The sequence below is a fragment of the Halobacillus dabanensis genome, assembly GCF_900114165.1.
Taxonomy (GTDB): Bacteria; Bacillota; Bacilli; order Bacillales; family Halobacillaceae; genus Halobacillus; species Halobacillus dabanensis.
Window position 1 is genome coordinate 78,124 of sequence record NZ_FOSB01000005.1, and the last position, 22,339, is coordinate 100,462.

The 22,339-nt window shown below is 37.7% G+C and carries 21 protein-coding genes; 17 read left to right on the top strand and 4 right to left on the bottom strand.

The genetic code is table 11. The features are described 5' to 3' along the window. Nucleotides 1-8 precede the first annotated feature (8 nt). The 6 genes from BMZ58_RS09840 to BMZ58_RS09860 all read left to right on the top strand — a co-directional run bounded on the left by BMZ58_RS09840 (nt 9) and on the right by BMZ58_RS09860 (nt 6,287). On the top strand, nt 9-1,493 hold the full coding sequence (locus tag BMZ58_RS09840; protein WP_075036392.1) for an MDR family MFS transporter: 1,485 nt from the start codon (nt 9-11) through the stop codon (nt 1,491-1,493). A gap of 11 nt (nt 1,494-1,504) precedes the next feature. After that, a complete protein-coding gene (locus BMZ58_RS09845; protein ID WP_075036393.1) occupies nt 1,505-2,479 on the top strand; it encodes an ATP-binding cassette domain-containing protein in 975 nt (324 codons plus the stop codon). A gap of 1 nt (nt 2,480) precedes the next feature. Next, nucleotides 2,481-3,311 carry an ABC transporter permease gene (locus BMZ58_RS09850; protein WP_075036394.1) on the top strand — a complete coding sequence of 277 codons (831 nt, stop codon included), beginning with the start codon at nt 2,481-2,483 and terminating at the stop codon, nt 3,309-3,311. A 771-nt stretch (nt 3,312-4,082) separates the two neighbouring features. Then, a complete protein-coding gene (locus BMZ58_RS21100) occupies nt 4,083-4,244 on the top strand; it encodes a hypothetical protein (protein WP_167360060.1) in 162 nt (53 codons plus the stop codon). After that, entirely contained in the window at nt 4,216-5,778 is a 1,563-nt protein-coding gene (locus BMZ58_RS09855) for a sodium/proline symporter (protein WP_244151529.1), read from the top strand. The genes BMZ58_RS21100 and BMZ58_RS09855 overlap by 29 nt, the downstream gene beginning before the upstream one ends. A gap of 20 nt (nt 5,779-5,798) precedes the next feature. Beyond that, entirely contained in the window at nt 5,799-6,287 is a 489-nt protein-coding gene (locus BMZ58_RS09860) for a hypothetical protein (RefSeq protein WP_075036396.1), read from the top strand. A 1,195-nt stretch (nt 6,288-7,482) separates the two neighbouring features. On the opposite strand, the gene BMZ58_RS09865 is transcribed toward BMZ58_RS09860, so the two are convergent. From BMZ58_RS09865 to BMZ58_RS09880, 4 genes are all read right to left on the bottom strand, one after another. Beyond that, nucleotides 7,483-7,950 carry a flavodoxin family protein gene (locus BMZ58_RS09865; protein ID WP_341864778.1) on the bottom strand — a complete coding sequence of 156 codons (468 nt, stop codon included), beginning with the start codon at nt 7,948-7,950 and terminating at the stop codon, nt 7,483-7,485. A 1-nt stretch (nt 7,951) separates the two neighbouring features. After that, entirely contained in the window at nt 7,952-8,479 is a 528-nt protein-coding gene (locus BMZ58_RS09870) for an MFS transporter (RefSeq protein ID WP_075036397.1), read from the bottom strand. Between the two features lie 165 nt (nt 8,480-8,644). Next, nucleotides 8,645-9,145 (bottom strand): MFS transporter, encoded by a 501-nt coding sequence (locus tag BMZ58_RS09875; RefSeq protein WP_075036398.1) that lies wholly within the window; start codon nt 9,143-9,145, stop codon nt 8,645-8,647. A 150-nt stretch (nt 9,146-9,295) separates the two neighbouring features. Next, nucleotides 9,296-10,189, bottom strand: coding sequence for a LysR family transcriptional regulator (locus tag BMZ58_RS09880; RefSeq protein ID WP_075036399.1), 894 nt, complete (start codon nt 10,187-10,189; stop codon nt 9,296-9,298). Nucleotides 10,190-10,355: 166 nt separating this feature from the next. Between BMZ58_RS09880 and BMZ58_RS20800 the strand changes: the two genes are divergently transcribed. The 11 genes from BMZ58_RS20800 to BMZ58_RS09945 all read left to right on the top strand — a co-directional run bounded on the left by BMZ58_RS20800 (nt 10,356) and on the right by BMZ58_RS09945 (nt 22,319). Beyond that, nucleotides 10,356-10,559 (top strand): hypothetical protein, encoded by a 204-nt coding sequence (locus tag BMZ58_RS20800; protein ID WP_139207327.1) that lies wholly within the window; start codon nt 10,356-10,358, stop codon nt 10,557-10,559. 89 nt (nt 10,560-10,648) lie between these two features. Beyond that, a complete protein-coding gene (locus BMZ58_RS09890; protein ID WP_075036401.1) occupies nt 10,649-11,218 on the top strand; it encodes a sigma-70 family RNA polymerase sigma factor in 570 nt (189 codons plus the stop codon). After that, the gene (locus BMZ58_RS09895; protein ID WP_075036402.1) at nt 11,175-11,861 is read left to right on the top strand and encodes a hypothetical protein; all 687 of its coding nucleotides are present in this window, start codon (nt 11,175-11,177) and stop codon (nt 11,859-11,861) included. Before BMZ58_RS09890 ends, BMZ58_RS09895 begins: the two co-directional genes overlap by 44 nt. Before the next feature lie 407 nt (nt 11,862-12,268). Next, nucleotides 12,269-12,805: a GNAT family N-acetyltransferase gene (locus tag BMZ58_RS09900; protein WP_075036403.1), complete on the top strand. Its 537-nt coding sequence runs from the start codon at nt 12,269-12,271 to the stop codon at nt 12,803-12,805. Between the two features lie 403 nt (nt 12,806-13,208). Continuing rightward, nucleotides 13,209-13,661: a YoqH family protein gene (locus BMZ58_RS09905; RefSeq protein WP_075036404.1), complete on the top strand. Its 453-nt coding sequence runs from the start codon at nt 13,209-13,211 to the stop codon at nt 13,659-13,661. A gap of 420 nt (nt 13,662-14,081) precedes the next feature. Further along, on the top strand, nt 14,082-14,462 hold the full coding sequence (locus BMZ58_RS09910) for a hypothetical protein (RefSeq protein WP_075036405.1): 381 nt from the start codon (nt 14,082-14,084) through the stop codon (nt 14,460-14,462). A gap of 196 nt (nt 14,463-14,658) precedes the next feature. Then, nucleotides 14,659-15,663: a DUF3231 family protein gene (locus tag BMZ58_RS09915; protein WP_075036406.1), complete on the top strand. Its 1,005-nt coding sequence runs from the start codon at nt 14,659-14,661 to the stop codon at nt 15,661-15,663. A 544-nt stretch (nt 15,664-16,207) separates the two neighbouring features. Continuing rightward, complete coding sequence (locus tag BMZ58_RS09920; RefSeq protein WP_075036407.1) at nt 16,208-17,089, top strand: AraC family transcriptional regulator; 882 nt, start codon at nt 16,208-16,210, stop codon at nt 17,087-17,089. Nucleotides 17,090-17,196: 107 nt separating this feature from the next. Next, nucleotides 17,197-20,505 (top strand): pectate lyase, encoded by a 3,309-nt coding sequence (gene pelA / locus BMZ58_RS20675; RefSeq protein ID WP_083412673.1) that lies wholly within the window; start codon nt 17,197-17,199, stop codon nt 20,503-20,505. 32 nt (nt 20,506-20,537) lie between these two features. Continuing rightward, nucleotides 20,538-21,365 (top strand): rhamnogalacturonan acetylesterase, encoded by an 828-nt coding sequence (locus tag BMZ58_RS09940; protein WP_075036408.1) that lies wholly within the window; start codon nt 20,538-20,540, stop codon nt 21,363-21,365. A 381-nt stretch (nt 21,366-21,746) separates the two neighbouring features. Then, nucleotides 21,747-22,319, top strand: coding sequence for a TetR/AcrR family transcriptional regulator (locus BMZ58_RS09945; RefSeq protein ID WP_279626132.1), 573 nt, complete (start codon nt 21,747-21,749; stop codon nt 22,317-22,319). Nucleotides 22,320-22,339 lie beyond the last annotated feature (20 nt).

A 22,339-nucleotide genomic window follows, 5' to 3' on the forward strand; every position in this document is an offset into this window, starting at 1 on the left:
AATAGAAAATGGATGAAGTCAATCAACAGATCGACAAGAAAGAAGAACAGCCGATCAATCGAATAGCGATTGTATCTGTCTTATTAGTCAGTGCTTTTGTAGCCGTATTAAATCAGACATTACTGAATACGGCTTTGCCAAATATTATGGAAACACTACATGTGTCAGCCAGTACATCCCAATGGTTGATGACAGGATTCATGCTAGTGAATGGGGTCATGATTCCGATTACAGCTTTTTTAATAGGGAAATTTACGACAAGAAGCCTATTTTTTACGGCGATGAGCTTGTTCACCGTGGGCACCGTGGTGGCCGCTATTGCCCCTAATTTCCCCGTACTGTTGTCAGGCCGCTTGATTCAAGCGAGTGGGGCAGGCATCATGATGCCGCTTATGCAGACCGTCCTGTTAATGATATTTCCGATTGAAAAACGTGGTACTGTGATGGGGATGGCAGGTCTGGTCATCGCCTTTGGTCCTGCCATTGGACCGACACTTTCTGGGTACCTTGTGGAAGAATATTCATGGCGTGTGCCTTTCATGGTTATTATCCCGATTGCACTTCTTTCGATTGCCTTCGGTGCTTTCGCTCTTAAAAATGTCACGAAACAGACGAACCCGACGATCGATATTCTTTCTATCATTCTCTCAACTTTAGGTTTTGGTGGACTTCTCTATGGATTGAGCAGTGCAGGGAATGATGGATGGGACAGTGCGAATGTATATGTTGCGGTCATTATCGGTGCGCTATCACTGGCTGCTTTTATCCTTAGACAATTCCGTTTAGAAACACCTATTCTGGAATTCCGTGTATTTGGAAACAAAAATTACTCTTTAGCGGCCGTCATCAGTATGATTGTGATGATGTCTATGCTTGGGGCGGAATTGCTGCTTCCTATATACATGCAAACAATGCGTGGATTTACAGCGTTTGAATCCGGACTGATGCTTCTTCCAGGTGCCATCGTTATGGGAGTGATGTCTCCGATCACTGGGAAAATCTTCGACAAAGTAGGAGCCCGCTGGTTAGCGATCATCGGCTTGACGATCATTGCAGGGGCAACCTTTGTATTCGCTAACTTGACAGCAACGACGAGTTACACCTTCATTGTCGTCATTTACGCCATCCGGATGATGGGAGTAGCGATGGTCATGATGCCTGTATCTACCGCTGGTCTGAACCAATTATCTACCGAGTGGATTCCTCATGGTACGGCCATGAACAATACGATGCGTACGATTGCAGGGTCGATCGGTACAGCCTTATTAGTTACCGTTATGACCAATGCATCGAAAGATTATGTTCCTTCCGCTGAAGCAACACGGGAACAAATCATGACCAATTCCATGATCCACGGAATCGACGTCGCTTTCATGGTCGCAACGATCATTGCGATTGTGGGGATTCTATTATCCTTTTTCATTACGAGTACGCCGAAAAAGGAAAAACAGCAACCAGCAACAGAGGCAGAAGCCAGCTTACAAACCAACTAGGAGGGATGTCATTGGATACGATCATTGAAGTCAAAGGACTGAAAAAGTATTACAAAGGCACAGAAGCGGTCAAAGGGCTCGATCTGTCCGTCCATAAAGGAGAAATATTCGGTTTTCTAGGACCGAATGGTGCTGGGAAAAGTACGACGATCAATATGCTTTCCACGATCATCAAACCTTCTGAAGGTCATGCGAAAATCAATGGTTTTGATAATGTGAAGGAAAAAAATAAAGTGAGAGCAAGTATCGGGTTGATTTTCCAAGCTTCGACCTTAGATGAGAAACTGACGGCAAATGAAAATTTGAAGTTACACTGCAAGTTTTACGGCGTGAAAAAAAGTTTGCGTGAAGATCGTATTCAGGAAGTCCTCGAAATAGTTGATTTAACAGATAAACGGTATAAAATCGTAGAAACATTTTCTGGCGGAATGAAGAGAAGGTTAGAAATCGCACGTGGTTTATTGAACTATCCGAAGGTGCTGTTTCTTGATGAACCCACGGTAGGATTGGATCCCCAAACGAGAGCACACCTTTGGGATTACATTTTGAAATTAAAAGAGAAAGCAGGCATCACTATTTTCCTGACTACCCACTCGATGGAAGAAGCGGAGATTTGTGATCGAGTGGCAATCATGGACCATGGAGAGCTGATTGCTTTAGATACACCGGACCAATTGAAGTCAAAGGTTGGAGGAGACATCATCCATGTTTCCACTGAAGCTAACCAAGCAGCCAAAGCCCTGATTGAAGAACGGTACGAGGCAGAAGTTACCGAAGATGGAGAGGGTCTGAGCTTTCGAGTAGAGAATGGCAGTAAGTTATTAATAGACTTCGTGAAACAATTTGATATCCCTATTAAAAGTGTCAACTTACGCCGGCCGACGTTGAATGATGTATTTTTACAGCTGGCAGGTAGAGAGATTCGTGAAGAGAACGTTTCGACAAAAACCAGCGGAAATAGAAATCTGGCAAGGAGGGGGAGGTAGTATGGAAGGAATTCTTGCGATTTGGCAGCGGGATGTCATCAAATTCTTCCGTGATCGACCGAGAATACTGGGTTCGTTCGCTATGCCGTTTATGTTCCTCATCTTATTCGGGAGTGGGATGAGCGGAGCCATGTCATCCATGATGGGCGGCGCAAGTCCTGATAGCCCTCTTGCAGATTTTGATTTCGTCCAGTTCATGTTCCCAGGGATTATCGGTTTGACCGTGTTCACAACCGCCATTTTTTCTTCCTTGTCTGTCGTGCAGGATAAAGAATTCGGCTATATGAAGGAAATCCTCGTGTCACCGATTTCGCGTGTATCAATCGCGATCGGGAAAGTGCTCGGAGGAAGTACGGTCGCTGTAATACAAGGGTTGATGATGTTGGTATTCGTTCCGTTTATCGGTGTCTCGATCTCCTTTCTCATGATCCTCAAGCTCATCCCAGTGATGTTTTTAGTCGCTTTTACATTGTCTTCCATTGGATTATTAATCGCGAGCACGTTGAAGACATCCCAAGGCTTTCAAATGGTTGTCCAGGTGCTGATTTTCCCTATGCTGTTTTTATCAGGAGCAATGTTTCCATTGAACGGAATGCCTGCATGGATGAATGTGCTTGTTAAAATCAATCCCCTGACTTATTCAGTGGATATGTTCAAAAAAGTGATCCTCGAGCCGGCGAACATGGCTCCAGCCTTAAGGGAAGCGATGGGACTGAATCTCACCATCTTCCATCAGCCGATCACATTTGCTGGTGAAATATTCGTCGTGGCAGGGCTGGGAGTGGTGTTTGTCGTATTGGCAACGATGAAGTTTTCAACGATGGAAGCTTAAAAAGGCAAGCGAATAATGAATGAAAACCGGTCGTTTCGGAGTGACTTTTCTCCGGAGTGATCGGTTTTTTGTTAAGAGTTATATTAAACATAAAAACTCGCATTGGTTTCGGGTATAGCGCGCTAGGAGTATAGTAAACTCGGGGGCTTTTAGTTTTATCTCGAAACTGAGTCTTCAACATAAGGGCAGGTTAGTGGAAGACTCAGTTTCGAGATATTGGCCTGAGATCAACACTTAACTTGCTATTAGAAGAAGAAAGAAGAGGAGAAGGTTGAGCAGAGAAGTTGGTTTTGGCTGCCCAGTGGAAGGCTATAGTCCCTTTTCTCGAATATCATAATTTTGATCTTCCTTTAATGAAGGGAAATATGAGAATCAACAAATGGAAACCTTTTGGAAAATCTTTAAAGTCTTTTTAGATACTAAAGGATCCAAGAAAAAAGCTACTAATCGTTTATTCATTTCAAGATAAACCCTTTACCATCGCATCGATACTACTAGGATTTGATTTCACATATCCATAAAAGAAAAGCGATTGAATTTGCATTGTACGCCTATTATTATTTGAAAGATGATAGAAACCATATTTATGAATGATCCCCCCTTCATTTTTTGCCTATAACGTTAACTTAAAAGTTAGCGTTTTTTTAAACCCATTATTTGTCACATTGTTAAAAATTTTTTGAAGTTTTTAACAATATGTAAGATGATGTATTACGTATAACTCGATAGAATGAAAGCGATAGGACATAAATCAAGAAAGGTTGGTAATATATGTTTAACCTACCGACAGATACGTTTTGGATGTTTGCACCATGGCCGTTTTTTTGGCTCGGTTTAGCATTCTTTTTGTACATTAAATTGAAGAAGGAAGATGAAGCTGAAGAACGGTTAATCCAAAACACCGATGAAGGGAGTAGTCCAATTGAAGGTTGATGCCATTGTATTCCTTGTCTATTTATTGGGATTATTGGTGGTTGGTATTTATTTCTCCCGTAAGGCTTCCAAATCCGTTGATAATTATCTATTAGGAGGAAGAAGCTTAGGACCTGCTGTAACGGCTCTTACTATGCAGAGTTCAGCAATGAGTGGTTACATGTTTATGGGTGGACCAGCTCTTGCCTTTCAACAAGGTTGGTATGCTCTTTGGTATGCTTTCGGAGATGCTGGCGGAGCAATTGTAAATCTATCAGTTTTAGGAAAAAGAATGAGAAGAATGTCGGAGATTCTAGGGGCCTTGTCCCCCATCGAATATTTAGAGAAAAGGTTTGATAGTCCAGCAATAAGGATTGTAGGATCCGTAATTTCCATAATTTTCCTTTTTGGATACGTTTTTGCTCAATTTATTGCATCTGGAAAAGCTTTAGAACAGCTCACTGGCCTCCCATATTCCATGGCATTATTGATAGGAGTAGGGGTTATAATATCTTACACGGTCACAGGAGGATACCTAGCTGTTGTATGGACCGATTTCATCCAAGGAATTATTATGGTTGTAGGCGTAGTTGGAATTGCCATATTTGGTTTTATTAACCTAGGAGGACTTTCTGGGTTGAATGAACAGATAGCTCAGGTCGACCCAAGCTATTTAAGTCCCTGGGGAAAGGATCTAGCGTATGTGGGGCAATGGGGTGTAGTGCTTGGGGCCGTGCTAATATATTCTATTGGTTATATGGGGCTCCCGCATGTAGTCGTTCGCCATATGTCCATGAAAAGCACCAAAACCGTAAAAGGGGCTATACTATATGCTGCTACATGGAACCAACTCTTCGTCTTTACCCCATACCTACTTGGATTTATGGCAATCGTGTTGTTACCTAATTTAGGGGATCCTGAAATGGTTATCCCTACATTAGCTTATGAATTCTTTCCTGGTATTCTGGCAGCTATTTTGCTTTCAGCAGTAATGGCAGCCATTATGTCCACCTCTGACTCTATCTTAATGCAGGCAGGGACAATTCTGTCACGTGACATTTACTTACGATTTATTGATAAGAATGCTAGTCAAAATAAAATGGTAAGTATTTCTCGCTTAAGTATTCTAGCAGCAGGAGTCGTAGGTGTTATTGTGGCTATCTATCAACCACCTTCTGTTTTCGGGTTAGTTATTTTCTCCTTTGGAGTACTAGGTAATAGCTTTATGGTTCCATATGTAGCTTCGGTGTATTCTAAAAAAGCAAATAAAATTGGGGTATTATGCGCTATGATAGCAGGGGGAGTGACTAACATTATTTGGACATCTATGGAACTACAGGACATTACATTTTTACACCCCTTTTTGGCTGGACTAATTATGTCCATATTAGGAATGCTAGTAGGTAATCCTTTCGGAAAAAAACCTTTATGGATTGACGATGTGTTGAATGATGTGAAAAATGGTTATAACGTTCCCTATTCTCTGGATAAGAATGTTTCAAGGGATTTGAACCCAGAAGCTAGTAATATATCTAAATATATAGATTCTAAGTAGCCTGTAAGGGAGTAAAAGTTATGGCAAAAAAAATTTGGACGAATGAGATACAATTCTCGAAAGAGGAAGTGAACCGCCTCCTACAACAAATGGAAAAAAAATCTCGTTTTACAATAGATAGATTAATCTACTACCCCTATTACTTTCTGGAGTATGGCTTGAAAGAAAAAACGTTATTACATGGAAAAGTTGGAAAAATTGGGTGTACTATAGATTCAATTTCTGGAGTTGGGTCACTAATTGACGTCTCCCCAAATCTATACGAAACAGAAATGGAAGGAAACGAGAGAATAGATGTTCACCTTACTCAGAAAGATGCTGCATTGGAAGGAGAAAAGTTTGTCTGTAAATCTATATCTTATAAGATGAAAATCCTGAGGATGCCCGAAGTAGAATTACAAAAAAACTTACTATTCTATCGTCCTTTTTGGCTTGTAAGGGGGGACAGAAAGAAAAAGAAATTCTTATTAGTCTTTGACGCAGTTACAGGAAAGTTTCATCCCTTATGATTATATTTAAAACAAGCAACCTACTTTTGTGGGTTGCTTGTTTCTCCCTTTCTTATTAATACAAGGAATTTTATTCGATTTCATTTTTTTAGAAAACACGAATCCTCTCTTACTAGTAATCTTCGGTAAAGGGTTGGTCTATAATAGAGGATTGATCATCTATTGGAAGCGTCAAGATGAACATATATTAATCATTTGGGGTAAATTCAATGACTTACTAGGTTTGGATTAGAAAGCTGTATAGCATAAGTTCTGTTATAAACTCGAGGATATCTCGTAATCAATGTCTTCACATTAGGGTGGTATTGTAAAAATTGACCAATAGCACTTTATAAGGTAATTGATTTAATTAGCAAAGGAGAATAAAGGTGACTAAAACGATAGGTTTAGCTACATTATTTGACCGGACAAGATAAGCAAAAGATACTTGAATTTGGAAGAATACAATTATGTAGGACGTCCAATCTGTTGACTATCCCAACCTTGGCTTTTAAGGGGGGAACTGGGAAGACATAAACTTTAATAGAGGATTTAAGAGTACTATGGAAAAAGGTTCGTTCATTTGAATTCGAAAATCAAGGCAGTGGTTATTTTGGAGATACATCTAATGTAGTTTATTTAAGTGTTGATAAAAAGCACAATCTAAAAGATTACATAACGCTCCTAATAATCTTAACATTGTGACAAAACTTTCAAAAGCTATGAACCCGATAATTGGGTGGCACATATCACACTAGCCATGCTTGATTTATCAGACGAAGACTTGAATAGATTCAAAAGTGAATATAAAAGTCTTCGAAATTTCACTCAAGAAATCAATAATATTGCGCTGGTGGAATTTTAAACTAATGGTGATGTAGAACTATGAGAAAAATGGATATTCAGTAATAGACGAGTATTTGCTCCATTTCTTAGAATGAGTGGATTATCCCGAAACTGAGTCTTAAGCAATAGGGGCCTTTGCTCAATAAAGCACTCGCCTTTATTACATAAACTTTAGATTCGAAGAAAATGTTAAGCTGAAAAAAGACATGCTTTGCTAGTGTGAGCATGTCTTTTTTAAAAATTAAATTGTTGTTTTACTTACCAGAAGTTTTGACTTATTCGTGAATTGAACTTTGGCTTTCCATTAAGGTATCATTCATAACTTTTGCATCCTGGATTGATTTTTTATCATAGTCTATATCATTAGGTTTTACACCTTTCCCCAATATATAGCCTTGAAATTGAACCCCATAAATTCACACACATATTTAAACTGTTGGACAAGAGGCAAACCTTTAATTCCAGGTTCATCTCCTCCAACCGCAATTAAATACACCGATTTATTTGTCATGGATTCTTTGAAATTAGGAAACTTATCATCTCTTGCGGTTTGAGACCAGCGATCGATGAACGTTTTCATGACACTAGACATCCCGTACCAGTAGATAGGAGTAGCAAATATGATCACATCCGCATCAATCATGGAAAGAATGACCCGGTCGTAGTCATCCTCGACCCTGGTAAATCCATCCTCATCGTGTCTTTGATCCACAATATGGTTGATTTCAAGGTCTTTCAGAAAGACTCGATGGGCCGAGAGGTTTTTAATAGCTCGTTCAGTTAGGACTTCCGTATTTCCATTCTCCCTAGTGCTTCCATACAAAACTACAGTTTTCATATTAAACCACCTCGTAACCAATTTTTGATTTTCTTTTATGAGATTTTCTCCATACAAACCCTTGTATAGCTAGACCGAGAATCATTAGTCCTCCCATACTTACAAAACCAACGGAAGGGGAGAACATATCAATCAGTAGTCCTAGTCCACTCGCTAATAATGCCTGACACAGTAGTGCAATGCCCATCCAAACGGAAAGAGTCCTACCCATTAACCGTTTTGGAACGATTTCCATGAGCATTGTGTTCATAATGATCTTTATAGAGGAATTGGAAAGTCCAATGATGAAACTTCCTAGATAAATGAACAGCACAAGTCTGTTAGCTGCTAACCCAATCAGTGTAGCAAAGGCAAGTAGGAAAATAACCACGACAGCTTTATTTTCAGAGACTTTCTTAGAAAATGGAGCAGCTAAAAGACCTGACAACAACCCGCCTACTCCATAGCTCATATCAGAGAATCCAAAAACCACCGAAGCAGCGTAGAGAGTTTCGTTTACATATCCAGGGAGGACTACGTTGTAGATCATAGTCGAAATCAGCCTAACAAAAAGGTTAATTTATGCGTCTTTAGATATTGAACGCCTTTGGTGAAGGAAGTAAAGTATCTTTCTTGTTTCGGTCTAAGCTAATGGAATGATATTTAACAAATATCATAAACAGAAAGCTACCTACAAACATCAACGCATTAGTAATCAAAATAGCTTCAAAACCGATAAATTTGTAGATGAATCCAGATCGGCTCCGGCCATAAACATGCCTACTTGTAAGCTGATCTCAATTAATGAATTCCCTTTAGAAAGTTCTTCTTCAGGTAAAAGTTCTTGCATTAAACTTCTGGATGCAGACATATAGATGGTCCATCCGATGCCATTGATAATGGCGAAAGCGTATACGTAATAGATAGAGAAACCGTCTAGGATAAACAGGACGGTTAACACACCAATTAATACAGCTCTTGCAATAAATGTTCCTTGAATAGCATTTTTCCGGTTAAACTTCTCCGTAATGATTCCTGTTAATGGTGATACTAGAAACCCTGTGAAGACATTCAACGTCAACATTATCCCTACATCTGTAGCTGAACCGGTTTCGTCTAATAGATACCAGTTTGCACCAATTATACTCATTCCTACACCAAAACCTGATATGATATACGCAAGAAAAAACAATATAAAATACTTTTTTAAGACCATTTCTTCACCTCATTTATGTGTATGGTGAATTAAATGATAAGCGAGGTTTGATAATCAGTAAAACTGATTATTTTGATTGAAACGATCGGAAATTGTGATTAATAAAATAAAGAAGGATGCCCCCTGTAGGTGGACATCCTTCTTTATTTTCTAGGAAGTTTGCAGAATTTTTCGGGTCAAATCAATAAAGGCTTCTAGGGGAATGGTCATAAACTTATCTTTGTGCCATGCGATTTGAGTATAAAAAGTAGGTGTATCAGCCTTCCAATTCAACTCTTTTATTCTTCCTTCCTGAATGTCTTTCTCCACCACCATTTCAGGAAGGATGGCTACTCCTAAACCAGCTATGACACATTGCTTAATAGCTTCAATGCTAACAAATTCAAACTTATTTGTAGGGTGGATATCAGCCTTTCGAAGTGAATCTTCTAAGATTGTACGGTAAGAACACCCCGTTTCTGTCAATAGAAGAGTTTCATCTTCAAGATCAGGTGGAAGGATCTCAGCTTTTTTATGTAATGGGTGATCGGGGGCGGATACTAATTTCATATTGTCCTCAAGGAGAGTCTCTACATTCAATGGATCTTTTGGCCTGAATACATCCATAATGAACGCAATATCTAACGTTCCATTTATTAATTGTTCTTTAGCCTTTTCGTCTGAATGTGCAGGTTTAAAGATAAGTTTAACTTGTGGAAATTGATCTTTGAATGATCTCAATATTGTAGGCAGGCGATAGGTGCACTGACTCTCTTGGGCACCGATAACTAATGTGCCAGAAGGTTCTTCTAAACCTCTTGTTACCATCTGTGCTTCTTCTGTTAAAGCTAGCATTTGATCAGTGTATTTTTTGAATTGGTGACCGGCTTCCGTTAGATAGAGTCGTTTTCCTAAACGTTCAAATAATGGCGTGTCTAGTTCCTTTTCTAAAGCTTTAATCTGTGCTGTAACACTTGATTGAGCAAACTTAAGAGTTTTGGCTGTCTTCGTGAAATTTAAGGATTCTGCAGCTGTTTTAAATGTAACTAACTGTTTCGTTTCCATAAATGCCCCCTATAATCGGATAAGTTGATTGATTCAATTAATATGATCGTCTTTAGTGAACTATGAGGTGAGTATAAAATAAATGGCAGGTTATCACAAGGACTTGGTTCTTGAATTTATAATGGAGTGGTTGCGTTTGCTCTAACATCGAAGCCGTCCATTCGATGTGCTCGTTGTCGAACGACGCGGTGCATATGGAAAAGATGGTTGGTTCGTCCATCATTGCACTCCCTTTGAACTCTATGCAGAAGAGTTCTGCGGCGATAGCATCAGAAATACAGACGGGGCTCCAGTTGTCACTATTAAGGAAATGGAAGGAGCGCATGTCTCGTCTCCTCATTATGAAGAGCGTTCCATCACTCTTCCGTAAGCAAAGACCCCTTAGGTGGTCTGTTTTTTTTATAAATTAAACTATTTTATTTGCTCGTACGTCTACACATATTAAAGGGGGGGAAAGAAATGAGACACTTTTCATCAAGAGATGATTTTATTGACTACGTTTTCCAGGAGTTCAGCGATGAAATATTTAGATTCAGTTATACATATGTAAAGCGAAAAGATATTGCTGAAGATTTGACTCAAGAAATATTCATTAAATGCTACAAAAACTACCATAAATTTAAATCGAATTCCTCTATAAAAACATGGATCTACAGTATTGCAGCTAATCACTGTAAAGATTACTTAAGAAGTGGCTATGCGAAATACGTATCGCTAAGTGAAAAGATTATTCATTTAGTGAAAGGTCAATCCAAAAACCCAGAGGAGATCGCTATAGAAAGGGATTCATCTCAAATGCTGACTGATTATATTCTTACATTACCCGTTAAATATCGGGAAGTCATTTTTTTGTACTATTTCAAAGAACTAAAGATTTCTATGATTGCCAGTACATTAAAATGTAACGAGAATACAGTCAAGTCCAGATTGAGGAGAGCCAAAATCCTGTTAAAAGAAGCGATTTGTATAGAAGGAGGTAATGAATATGGAAAGGAAGTTAAAGAAAGTTGCGAAAAGTTCTTACCTTAATGATCTATCTTTGAGTCACGAGAAAAAAGGGGACATGTTAAGAAAAGTTAAATCAACTGCAACAAACAAATATGAACATAGATGGCGAAAACCTTTTGCTGGTAGCTTGGCTTGCATCGCATTATTGTTTGTTCTTATAATGGGGGGGTTTAATATGGGATCGCTGACTAATCCCTCTAAATCCCTCGAACAGTTAGAAGATACACGATATAAGCAGCCGCTAAGTATCGCTAAACAGGTGTTACCAGACGATTTAATTCTTCCTACGCCTTTCTATGGGTTAATAAAGGAACCAATCGTTAAATATGATCGGTTGGATGAAAGGATGGTCAACCTGGACACAGTATTTGAGGGAGAAAACTTTTATATGACGTTAAGGGTACATAAAGAGGAGAACCTATTTAATAAGAATGCAAATGCTTTTGAGGAAACTAAATATAAGAAAAAGGTATACTTGCAAAAAGAGGAAGGAAAACAAATGCTTTTAATCCATGGTCAGGATGGGGAAACTCTTACTTATGAATATAATGGTTACTTTTACCGAGTAGCGTTATACGAAAAAGAATGGAAAAACAATAAGCAATACATCCTTCACCCTGCTACAAAAAAATATCTTGATAAATTAAGAAGCCATTTATATTAAGGGGACGGATAAAATATTTATATGTTTATAATAGTTTCTTAAACCATTCCATTAATGGGGTGCAATACAACGGGCAGAACGTTTGGTGTGGTATCCAAACGTTCTTTTTAATGCGACCAGATAAGGATCCGTAATCAAGGAATAATAAATAAATGCAGTCATAAAGTTCACGGCTTTGTTGCCCTGTTGATGCAAGCTTTAGTGACGTGGAAATTATGAAGTGATCGAAAAGAAAACAGAGGAGTGGAAGAAGAAGAAATATAGAAAAAAGGACGAATGGCATGTTGATCCGGCAGCTTTGAAAGCGGAAATGCCCGGTGTTATATATTTTCCTGTTAAAGTATGTTAAAAGTGTAATGGGCAGTTTTGCCCGATAAGAGTCTTTATAATATAAGGGGATGATTTGTATGTTAAGATCGAAAACGCTTGAGTTTCGAAAAATGCTGGAAAGCGATATTGAAACGTATCATTCTTGGAGAAATGACTTGGAAGTAATGAAAACAACAAGCCTTTCATTGGATGTATATTCTCTGGAAGAAACAAGAAGTTTTGTAGAAAATATTATTCTAAATTCTACGTCTTCTAAGAGTTATATCATTGAAGAGAGAGAAAGCAATATTGCAATTGGCGTAACTTCACTTATAAATATCGATAATGGTAATCGAAATGCTGAATGTATTATTGATATTGGTGAAAAGGAATATTGGGGCAAAGGATATGGTACAGAGGCTTTAAGGATGTTACTTGAATATGCTTTTTTAGAATTAAATCTACATCGTGTTTCGCTTAGGGTTTTCTCTCTTAACGAAAGAGCTATACATATTTATCATAAACTTGGATTTGAGAAAGAAGGAGTAATGCGAGAAGGGTTATTTAGAGATGGTAAATGGCATGACATCATTACTATGGGAATTTTAAAAAGAGAATATATGAGCAAGCAATAATTATAATAATTATTTGGATAGCTACTGCATATAGCAATATAGTTTAACGATAGGTATTTGTGTATTCGTGATTTACAAACAAATATCTTGAAATTGAGTGTTCAAAAAGCGGGGGCTTTTCTTCAATATCTTTGTCTCATTCAATGAGTTAACTAACAGGAGTTCTATTTATAGCTGTACATATATTGATCGGCTTAGCAGTGGTTTATTTCAAAGAGAAATTACCAAAACCAATAGTTTCTTATATCTCGGGTCAATTTTGTTAGGATAAGCATAAGGGCGATTACTCAATATGTGGTCGTTCTTTCTTTACTTATGAAAAAACAGTTAAAGCAGGTAAACAAAATAATTAATAACTTTAAAATAGGGGATAATAGCCAAAACAAAATGGTTGAGGTGTTTTATGAAACGATTTATTTTGGTTGCAATGATTATTTTTTTACTTGTTATGTCTCCAAGTCAAGTAAATGCAATTTCTATGCCCTGCAGTATGGTTTTAGATCCTGTTGATCAAAATTTAATAAATGCAAAAGGAACGGCATTAGTATACAAAGTCCAGCTATTCCCACCAAGTTTTGCTCGCACTAATATTAGCATTCTTGCTGTACATCTTCCAGAACCCTCAAACTATGGAGATTTTGATAGCTACGAAGGATTTGCCTATATTCGCGAAGAAATAAGTTGGAGGTTTAGACTATTCCCTACTCCTGAACAAACTAATCCAACATGGGCAGGAAGATTTGATCTAATTACAGCGGATATGGAAAACGTAGAGGTACAAGTGAGACTTTCAAATACCAAAACCAAAAAGTTAGGTCCAATGGTACTAAAAAGTAATATCGATCAGTGCAAATAGGGTGATTAGAGTTAATAACGTTTCAAGAATACCTTGATACTGAGTTTTAAAGTAACAGGGGCGATTATCTAATAGGGTGGTCGCTTTTTTAGTGAAAAGATGATAGGTAACTCAATAAAACAAGAAATTACTCAATTGTTTACATCAGTGCTATTTCTCTCTAATCTTTGGTATCGCAGTGTTAGAATTAACCATCGGCTGATGACGGTTGTGTTAGTTGAAAATATCAAATCCAAAGTATCTTGGATTCGAGTCTTCACGAAACGGGGGCGTTTACTCAATAAAGTATTCGCCTTCTTAAAACTGAGTGTAAGTCTATTAGGAAAATAATCTTATTCACTGACAAAGCCTAAATGTTCAACGAATATGAGTAATTATTTTTGGTTTGGTACGTCTGCGTATGTATAAGGGGAGATACTAATGAACCTTTCAAAAATCCTACTTTTACTGAGTTTTTTATTCTTACTTTTAGCTAGCTGTAATAGCAGCTTTAATGAGAGCGAAACCATAGGCAATCCAACACCTAAAGATTTTTTAAAGAATGAAAATGCAGATATATTTCTTCTTGGTGGGATTGTTTATTCAAATGCTCAGAATGTGGAATGGGTTGACGAACTAGATTATAAATTAGGTGAACAAATAGGAAAAGTAACTAAGCAAACAGATAAGGCTAGTAGTTTTACTAACGGTACTGCAAATAAATTACCAGTTGGAGTTAAGATATACAACACAAACACACCAGTAAGCATTGCAATTGTGAATGACAATCATATACCATATCTTAAAATGATTGAAGGGTAATCCGCTGTTGAGCTATTGCAGGCTAAATAAAAAAAGCAGTTATAAATACCTCGAAATCAAGTATTCAAGTATAGGAGGCGATTATTCAATATTTAATTCATGAGACGATATTTTAATGGAAAATTCGGTGGTACATACTTTTACTCATAATTAGGTATTCTATTGGTAAAGATTATATTTGATGGAGTGAAATGTTATGAATACTGATATATCAAGTTTAACATCGGGAGAAATGGGGAAACTTTGGGCCACATACACTGGCAATACAATGGCTAAATGTGTACTTAATTATTACCTGAAAAATGTGGACGATAAGGATATTAAAAAAGTTTTACAACATGCTTTGGATTTAACTGAAACCTATATAAAAGACATAAAAACGATTTTTAAAAGGGGAGGATTTCCCGTACCAGTAGGATTAACAGATGAAGACGTAAACTTAGATGCACCTAGACTATTTAAGGATGAGTTTTACCTTTACTATTTACAATATACAGGAAAAGCAGGGATGAGTTTATATAGTGCTGCCATAAGTATAGTAACTAGAAAAGATATTAGGGATTTCTATGTGAAAGCGCTTAATGGTGTTGTCAAACTGATGAACCATACAAATGACGTCTTAAAATCAAAAGGAATGTTAATGAATACACCCGCCATTCCGAATCCTAAGGAAGTTGATTTTGTTAATAAGCAAAGTTTTTTGAAGGGATATATAGGGAATGTAAGACCACTTCATGGCCTGGAAATTGCGCATTTATTCGATAATATTAACAACGATATCGCAAGTAAAGCTCTTATCCTTGGATTTAGCCAAGGGGCTAAACAAAACAGAGTAAGAAAATTCTTAGAACGTGGTAGAAATTTGAATGAAAGGCATATTGAAAAGCTATCCAAAAAATTAACGGAAGATTATTTGCCTTCTCCTACCCTTTTAGATCATTTGGTCACATCATCTACTATCCCACCATTTTCTGATAAATTGATGGTTTTTCATAAAGTAGATATGTTCTCCATGAAAATTAGGGAATATGCAAATGGTGCTTCCTTAAATGGCAGAAAAGATATTGGGGCGTTATATGCTCGGTGTATAATGGATGTTTCTTTGTACGTAAAAACAGGTGCGAATATTTTGATTGAAAATAGCTGGATGGAACAACCACCTATTGCAGTTAATCGAGATCAGCTGTCTTCAAATGAATAATAGCAAAAAATTACTTTATTTATAATTTACACTCTTTAACTTATTGGTGTCAGGGCGAAAGAGGGCTTGTAGAAATATCTCGATTTTGAGTCTTCTGGTTGAAAAAGTTAACGATTTTTTTAGTCGATTTATAAAGAGATAACACTATAGAGCTAAGTTGAAATTTAGATATCTCGAAATCAAGTCTTCAAGTTTAGAGCTTTACAGCAGATAAGATCACACAAGTGTATTATTACTTTATTCCTTTTTCGAATTCTTTTAAAAAATAGGAATCACAAATACTATAAAACTTCTAACTGCAGATACCATGGTTAGAAGCTTTTTTTGATGTGTTTTTTCCTTAGGCAACGGTTGTATTATTTTGTGTATTGAAGAATATACCATTCCTGCAACAAAGAAAAGACCTAATACTTCATACATCTTTTCTAACTACTAAAGTCATACATCAGTTCGGCATTAGTGAGATGATTTGTTTAATTTTAATTAGTTAGAAGGTGATTGGAGTGTATATATCGTATTTGTTGGAAACTAAAGGGGGATAAGGATGAACAATAAATTCAGTGTATCGTTACGAAACCAATCATTTTATATAGATTATTTTGATAGTTGGAAATCGAACAAGATAATGAAGACTTATCATTTACATCAGGACTATGAGATATTTTATTTACTGGAAGGGGAATGTGTTTATTTAATCAATGGAAAGACTTGGTATGTGGAAAAGGATCAGCTGGTACTCATCTCCAAAAATGTCATGCACAAAACTAGGAAAGTGAAAGGAAAAAACTATGCACGCATGGTAATTAACTTTAGAGAAGATTTCCTACCTGAAGCGGAACAAGAATTAGTACATAAACTTTTCCATTGCAGTCCTCCTGTAGTGCCAATTCCCGTTGCAAAGCAATCGGGAATCAATAGAATCATTCAAAATCTATATTTCGAATATCAAAACAAGGAAAACTACTTGAACCTGTACGGCCGTACTCTTTTGACCCAGCTGCTAATTGAAAGTCTAAGAATAGTAGAAGAAAAGGGCGAGTCATCAGGAGGAAAAGTTAATTTAACATACGGAAAAGGATCCCAAGATATATCTGAAATTGTGACTTATATCAATAATTCCTTCTCATCGGATGTTTCACTTTCTTCTTTATCCCGGCAGTTTCATAGGAATGAACAATATATTAGCAGGCTATTTAAACAAGTAACAGGTTGCAATATCGTTGATTATGTGAATGCGGTACGTATCAATGAAGCAAAAAGGCTTTTGCTGGAAACTGACATGAAAATTTACCAGATTGCCCATCGAATCGGTTACTCTAATCCTGTTCATTTATGGCGGGTCTTTACTCGGATAACAGGAACTTCCCCTAATCAATATAGAGAAGATCATTCTAATATTGAAGCAGAAACGGACGATTCTCGGTAAATGTAAGATACATGAATGGATTCGAGCAAAATTTGTAATAACAACGTTGTTATAATTTATATAAGAGGAATCAGTCCAGTATTTACTACTAATAGGGGAGAGGTGGAATGGTGAGAGGAAAACAAGAAATAAAGTTGAGAAGAGTTATAACTGCGTTATTGGTTGTACTTGGTATCGCTTTGAGTATCTTTACCGAACATGCATTTGCAGAAGAAGATGATTCCTCCATTCAGCAAACTTATGAGGCGGAGGATGCGGAAGCAGAAGGAACCATCGTTGATAACAAACATCCCGGTTTTACTGGAGATGGCTTTAGAGACTATAACCCCAACGTACCAGGCGGTTATATTGAATGGACAGTGAATCTACCACAAGAGAAAGATTATTACCTGGTTTTTCGTTATGCCCACGCGGGTGGGAGCGAGCGTCCTGCTGAGGTGAGGGTAAATGGAGAAAAGATGGAAGAGCTTCCTTTTCCACCAACAGGGGACTGGGCAACATGGAACTATCAAACCATACATGCTCCTTTACAGGAAGGGGAGAATGTCATCCGACTAACAGCTACTGGGGCAGAAGGTGGTGGGAATATTGATCACTTACGTATTCAGGACCACCCGGAAGAGGGAGGACCAGAAGAGGTGGAAACAGAGAAAGCTCCGTTAGCCGAAGTAATCGATGGGGTAACCATGAAGAAATTGTACCAGTTAGGGGTATTAGCTGATGTTGATAATAAACAGAGTCAAGCGGTAACGTTTAATCAATTCCTAGCATTAATAAATAATGCATTCGGTTTTGATATCCACGAAAAATATAAAAATATAGAGCTAAAACAAGATATTGGCCGGATTCCAGCTGATACATGGGGAATATATGCTGCACGAGTGGCAAAAGATCAAAATTATGTACCCGATTTTTTGTGGGATCAATTAAAGGCGGACCAACCATTAAGTAAGAAGAAACTAGCTTTAATTGTTGGAGATTTGTTAGATATGGTGCCTGAAGAGGAAGAAGGTCCGAATATGTTAGGGAAATTGGCGAAGCAAGGGATCATGAATCCTAACAGTGAAAACAATCATGGAATTAAAGATGATATGACTTGGCAAGAGGCAAGAAAGCTTGCTCAAACATTGACAAAGGTCTCTGATAAAGATACAGGTGAGGTTCATATTGCTCGTATCGATGCATTAACGCAAAATTTAATTTCTGTGACATTAAATGGTACTTTCGATGAATTTGATTTGGACGATTTGAAAATTACAGCAGCAAAAGGAAACTGGGACAGCCTTTCCCCTTTCCTGAATAGAGACTTGCGAATTTCTAAAGCTGCCATGGGGACCGACATATATGGAAATACGGTTTTGTTCCTAAGAAGCCTGGATGAACTTGAGGGGGGGAAATTCCTGCTGGAGGAGGAACCTGAAGAATTTACTGGTGATGTTGAGGAAGCGATTGAACGTGCAAACAATATTATAACCTGGCAAATGGACCATGGCGGCTGGTCGAAAGGAATAGAGCATAACCGTTCATGGGATGGGGAAGAACCCAGATCTGAGTGGGTGAATGCAGACGGCGTGGAATTAGGCACCATCGACAACGATGCGACAGTAAAAGAAATATATTTTCTTGCAGAAGCTTATTATGCCACAAAAGATGAACGTTACAAGAAGAGTGCTGAAGAGGGAATTGATTTCTTAATGGATTTACAATATGACACTGGTGGTTTTGCTCAAGTATTTCCTAGGCGTGGGAACTATTCGGATATGGTTACATTTAATGATGAAGCTATGATTCGAGTATTAGATATGTTTGATGACATTTTAAATCAAAAGTACCCATTCAATACGGGTGTGATTGATGAGACCTATCATCAGAAGTTAGAAGAATCTATGAAAATAGCTGTTGACTATATACTAAAAGCACAGGTAGAGGTAGATGGAAAACTAACAGCCTGGGGAGCGCAGCATGATCCTTATAGTTATGAACCTGTGAAAGCTCGCGCTTATGAGCACCCATCTATTTCCGGGAAAGAGTCTGTGGGCATTGTGAGATTCCTAATGTCCAGGCCAAATCAGACCTATGAAATGAGAAATGCGATCAAAGGAGCACTTGATTGGTTTGATAAAAACAAACTTGTAGGTGTTCGTTATGTTAGTGGTGGAGACGAAAAAGGCGAATATTTTGTAGAAGACCCCAACACAACAACATGGTACAGGTTTTATGAGATTGGAACAAACAAACCAATCTTTTCCGGGCGTGACGGTATCATCAAACATGATATACATGAAATTGAACAAGAGAGAAGAGATGGATATCAATGGGGTGGAAGTTATGCTACCTTACTGTTAAAAACCGCAAAAACCACCGGATACTTTGAAAATCATGTATATGCCCAAGTAGTAAATAATGGATCAAAGGATAAGTTAGGCAGAAGCCTGGTAGAAGATGAGGTTGAGCGGGTAGAAGATTATTCAAAACTATTAAATGAAATAGAAAGTAAGCTTGTGGTAGACAAGGATGGGAATGGAGATTATGAGACAGTTCAAGAAGCAATTGATGCAGTTCCTGAAAATAACGAGCAAGAAGTAAAAATTTTCATTAACAACGGTGTCTATCACGAAGTCATTGATATTCCTGCGAATAAACCATATATTTCCCTGATAGGGGAAGATGAACAGGATACACGCATTACCTATGATAACTATGCAGGAAAAGACAACGGTATTGGCGGGAAAATAGGAACTTTTGCAAGTGCTACTGCCTTTTTACGCGCCGATCATGGAAAGGTGGAAAATCTGACAATTGAAAATTCCTTCGATGAGTCAATCGGCGTGAAGGACCAGCAAGCAGTGGCTGTGAATGCTACAGGTGATAAATTGATTTTCAATAATGTACGCTTCCTGGGCAATCAAGACACACTTCTTGCCAACGCTGGAAGACAATATTACTACAATAGTTATATAGAAGGGGATGTCGATTTTATTTTTGGTGCAGCTCAAGCTGTGTTCGAAAATTGCACCATTCATTCTCTTGATAGAGGCTCTGAATCTAATAACGGATATATCACTGCAGCAAGTACATTAGTAGATAAACCATATGGCTTCCTGTTTGTAAACAATGATTTGACAAGTGATGCACCGGAAGACACCGTTTATCTGGGCCGTCCTTGGCAACCAAGTAGTAATCCGACCGCGATAGCTAGTGTAGTATTCAGGGATAGTACGCTCGGCGAACACATTAAACAAGAAGGATGGACAGAGATGGGCGGATTTCAACCTCAGTCTGCTCGACTTTATGAGTACAATAATGCTGGTCCGGGAGCTGTGGTAAACCAGGATCGTCACCAGTTAAGTGATGAAGAAGCGGAAGAATATACAGTAGAGAATGTACTGGACGGATGGGTTCCTGAGGTTAATTAGGTACCATGTTCTATTAAAAAAGGAGTGAGACTATGAAAGAAATTCGCAAGAAAGGCATGTTACTTTTTGCTGCATTGATTTTTGTCAGTTTAGGATGGGGGACTCGAACGGCTTTGGCCAATTCATCCTCCGGGACAGAAGGAAGCCATGAAAATAATGTATCCATTTATATAGCGGGTGATTCCACTGCATCTTATTATGGGGAAGACCGAGCGCCTCGTACAGGATGGGCCCAAGTACTTGACCCAATGTTTGATAAAAAAATTGTAGTACAAAACCACGCCTCTTCAGGGAGAAGTTCCAAAAGCTTTATTGATGAAGGCAAGTTAGACAATATACTTGCTGAAATTAAAAAGAAAGATTATTTATTCATTCAGTTTGGCCATAATGATTCAAAATCAAGTGACCCTGCTCGTTATACAGAACCCTTCACAACTTACAAAAGCTATTTGAAACAGTATATCGATGGAGCTCGTGAAAAAGGCGCTATACCGGTTTTATTAACGTCGGTAGAAAGAAGAGGGTTTACAGAAGATGGACAAGCAAAGCGATCACACGGAGAGTATCCAGAAGCGATGAAGCAGCTTGGGTCTGAAGAACAAGTGCCGGTTATCGACATGTCTGAAAGAAGTATCGACTTATACAATCAACTTGGACCAGAAGGAAGTAAAGATCTCTTCATGTGGTTTGCTGAAGGCGAACACCCTAATTATCCAGAGGGTGTAAGTGATAATACACATTTTCAAGAAAATGGTGCGAAGCAAATTGCTGAACTAGTTGCCGAAGAGGTATACCGATTAAAGCTTCCCCTACTTCACAGTCATCTATCAAAAGAATTGAAGATGAAGTTTTCTTACTAAGAGATGGTAAGGGATAGTACAGGTACCATCGTTTCCTATCCAATCGGATAAACTTATCATTGTTGGTATGAATAAATGGAAGATATTAAAAAAGTTCAGCTGGATAAAGGGACGTTAGAAGGTGAGCCTGCTTTTGGGCTCTACTAGAAAGAATCCATTTTCAAAAAGAGAATGGATCTTTTTATTGCGTAAAAATCAGGCTTTAAGAATACATATGTAATCTCAATCAAAAGCCAATTGACCTTCTATCCAGTATGTTGACCAATGTGGTCATTAGTGCTAATATTAAAATGACCACATTGGTCAGAATACTAACGAAAGGAGATTATTGCCATCAATTCAAATTTCCATAAATTAAAGGATGAGAAGAAAGAGCTGATTATTAACGCAGCACTAAAGGAATTTGTGCAAAATGGGTTTGATCATGCTTCTACAAATGAAATTGTAAAAGAGGCTCAAATATCTAAAGGGTCACTATTCAATTATTTCAATAACAAGAAAGATCTTTACGTGTATTTATTTGAATACAGTGTACAAATTATCGAACAGCTTTATGAACAAATTGATTTAAATGAAACAGACTTATTTGAAAGACTTGAAAATATAGGAATACAGAAATTGTATATTCACAAAAAATATCCTCACGTATTTGATTTTCTAGCTACTTCTATGCAAGAGGAATCGACTGAGGTAAAAGAATTTATTAAGGGCAAAGTGGAAGCAATCTATGATCGGGGCACAAAGATTATCTATCAAGATATTGATTACTCCAAGTTCCGTGAAGGACTCGATATCGAAAAGGCAATAGAAATCCTGAATTGGACAATGTTTGGATTTGGAGATAAAGCCATCCAGCAAATAAGTTCCTTTGAAAACATTGGTGAGTTTGGAGAGCAATATCTTAAAGAATGGAAGAGCTATGCTGAAATACTGAAGTTCAGCTTTTATAAATAAAAGATAATTATATAGTATAT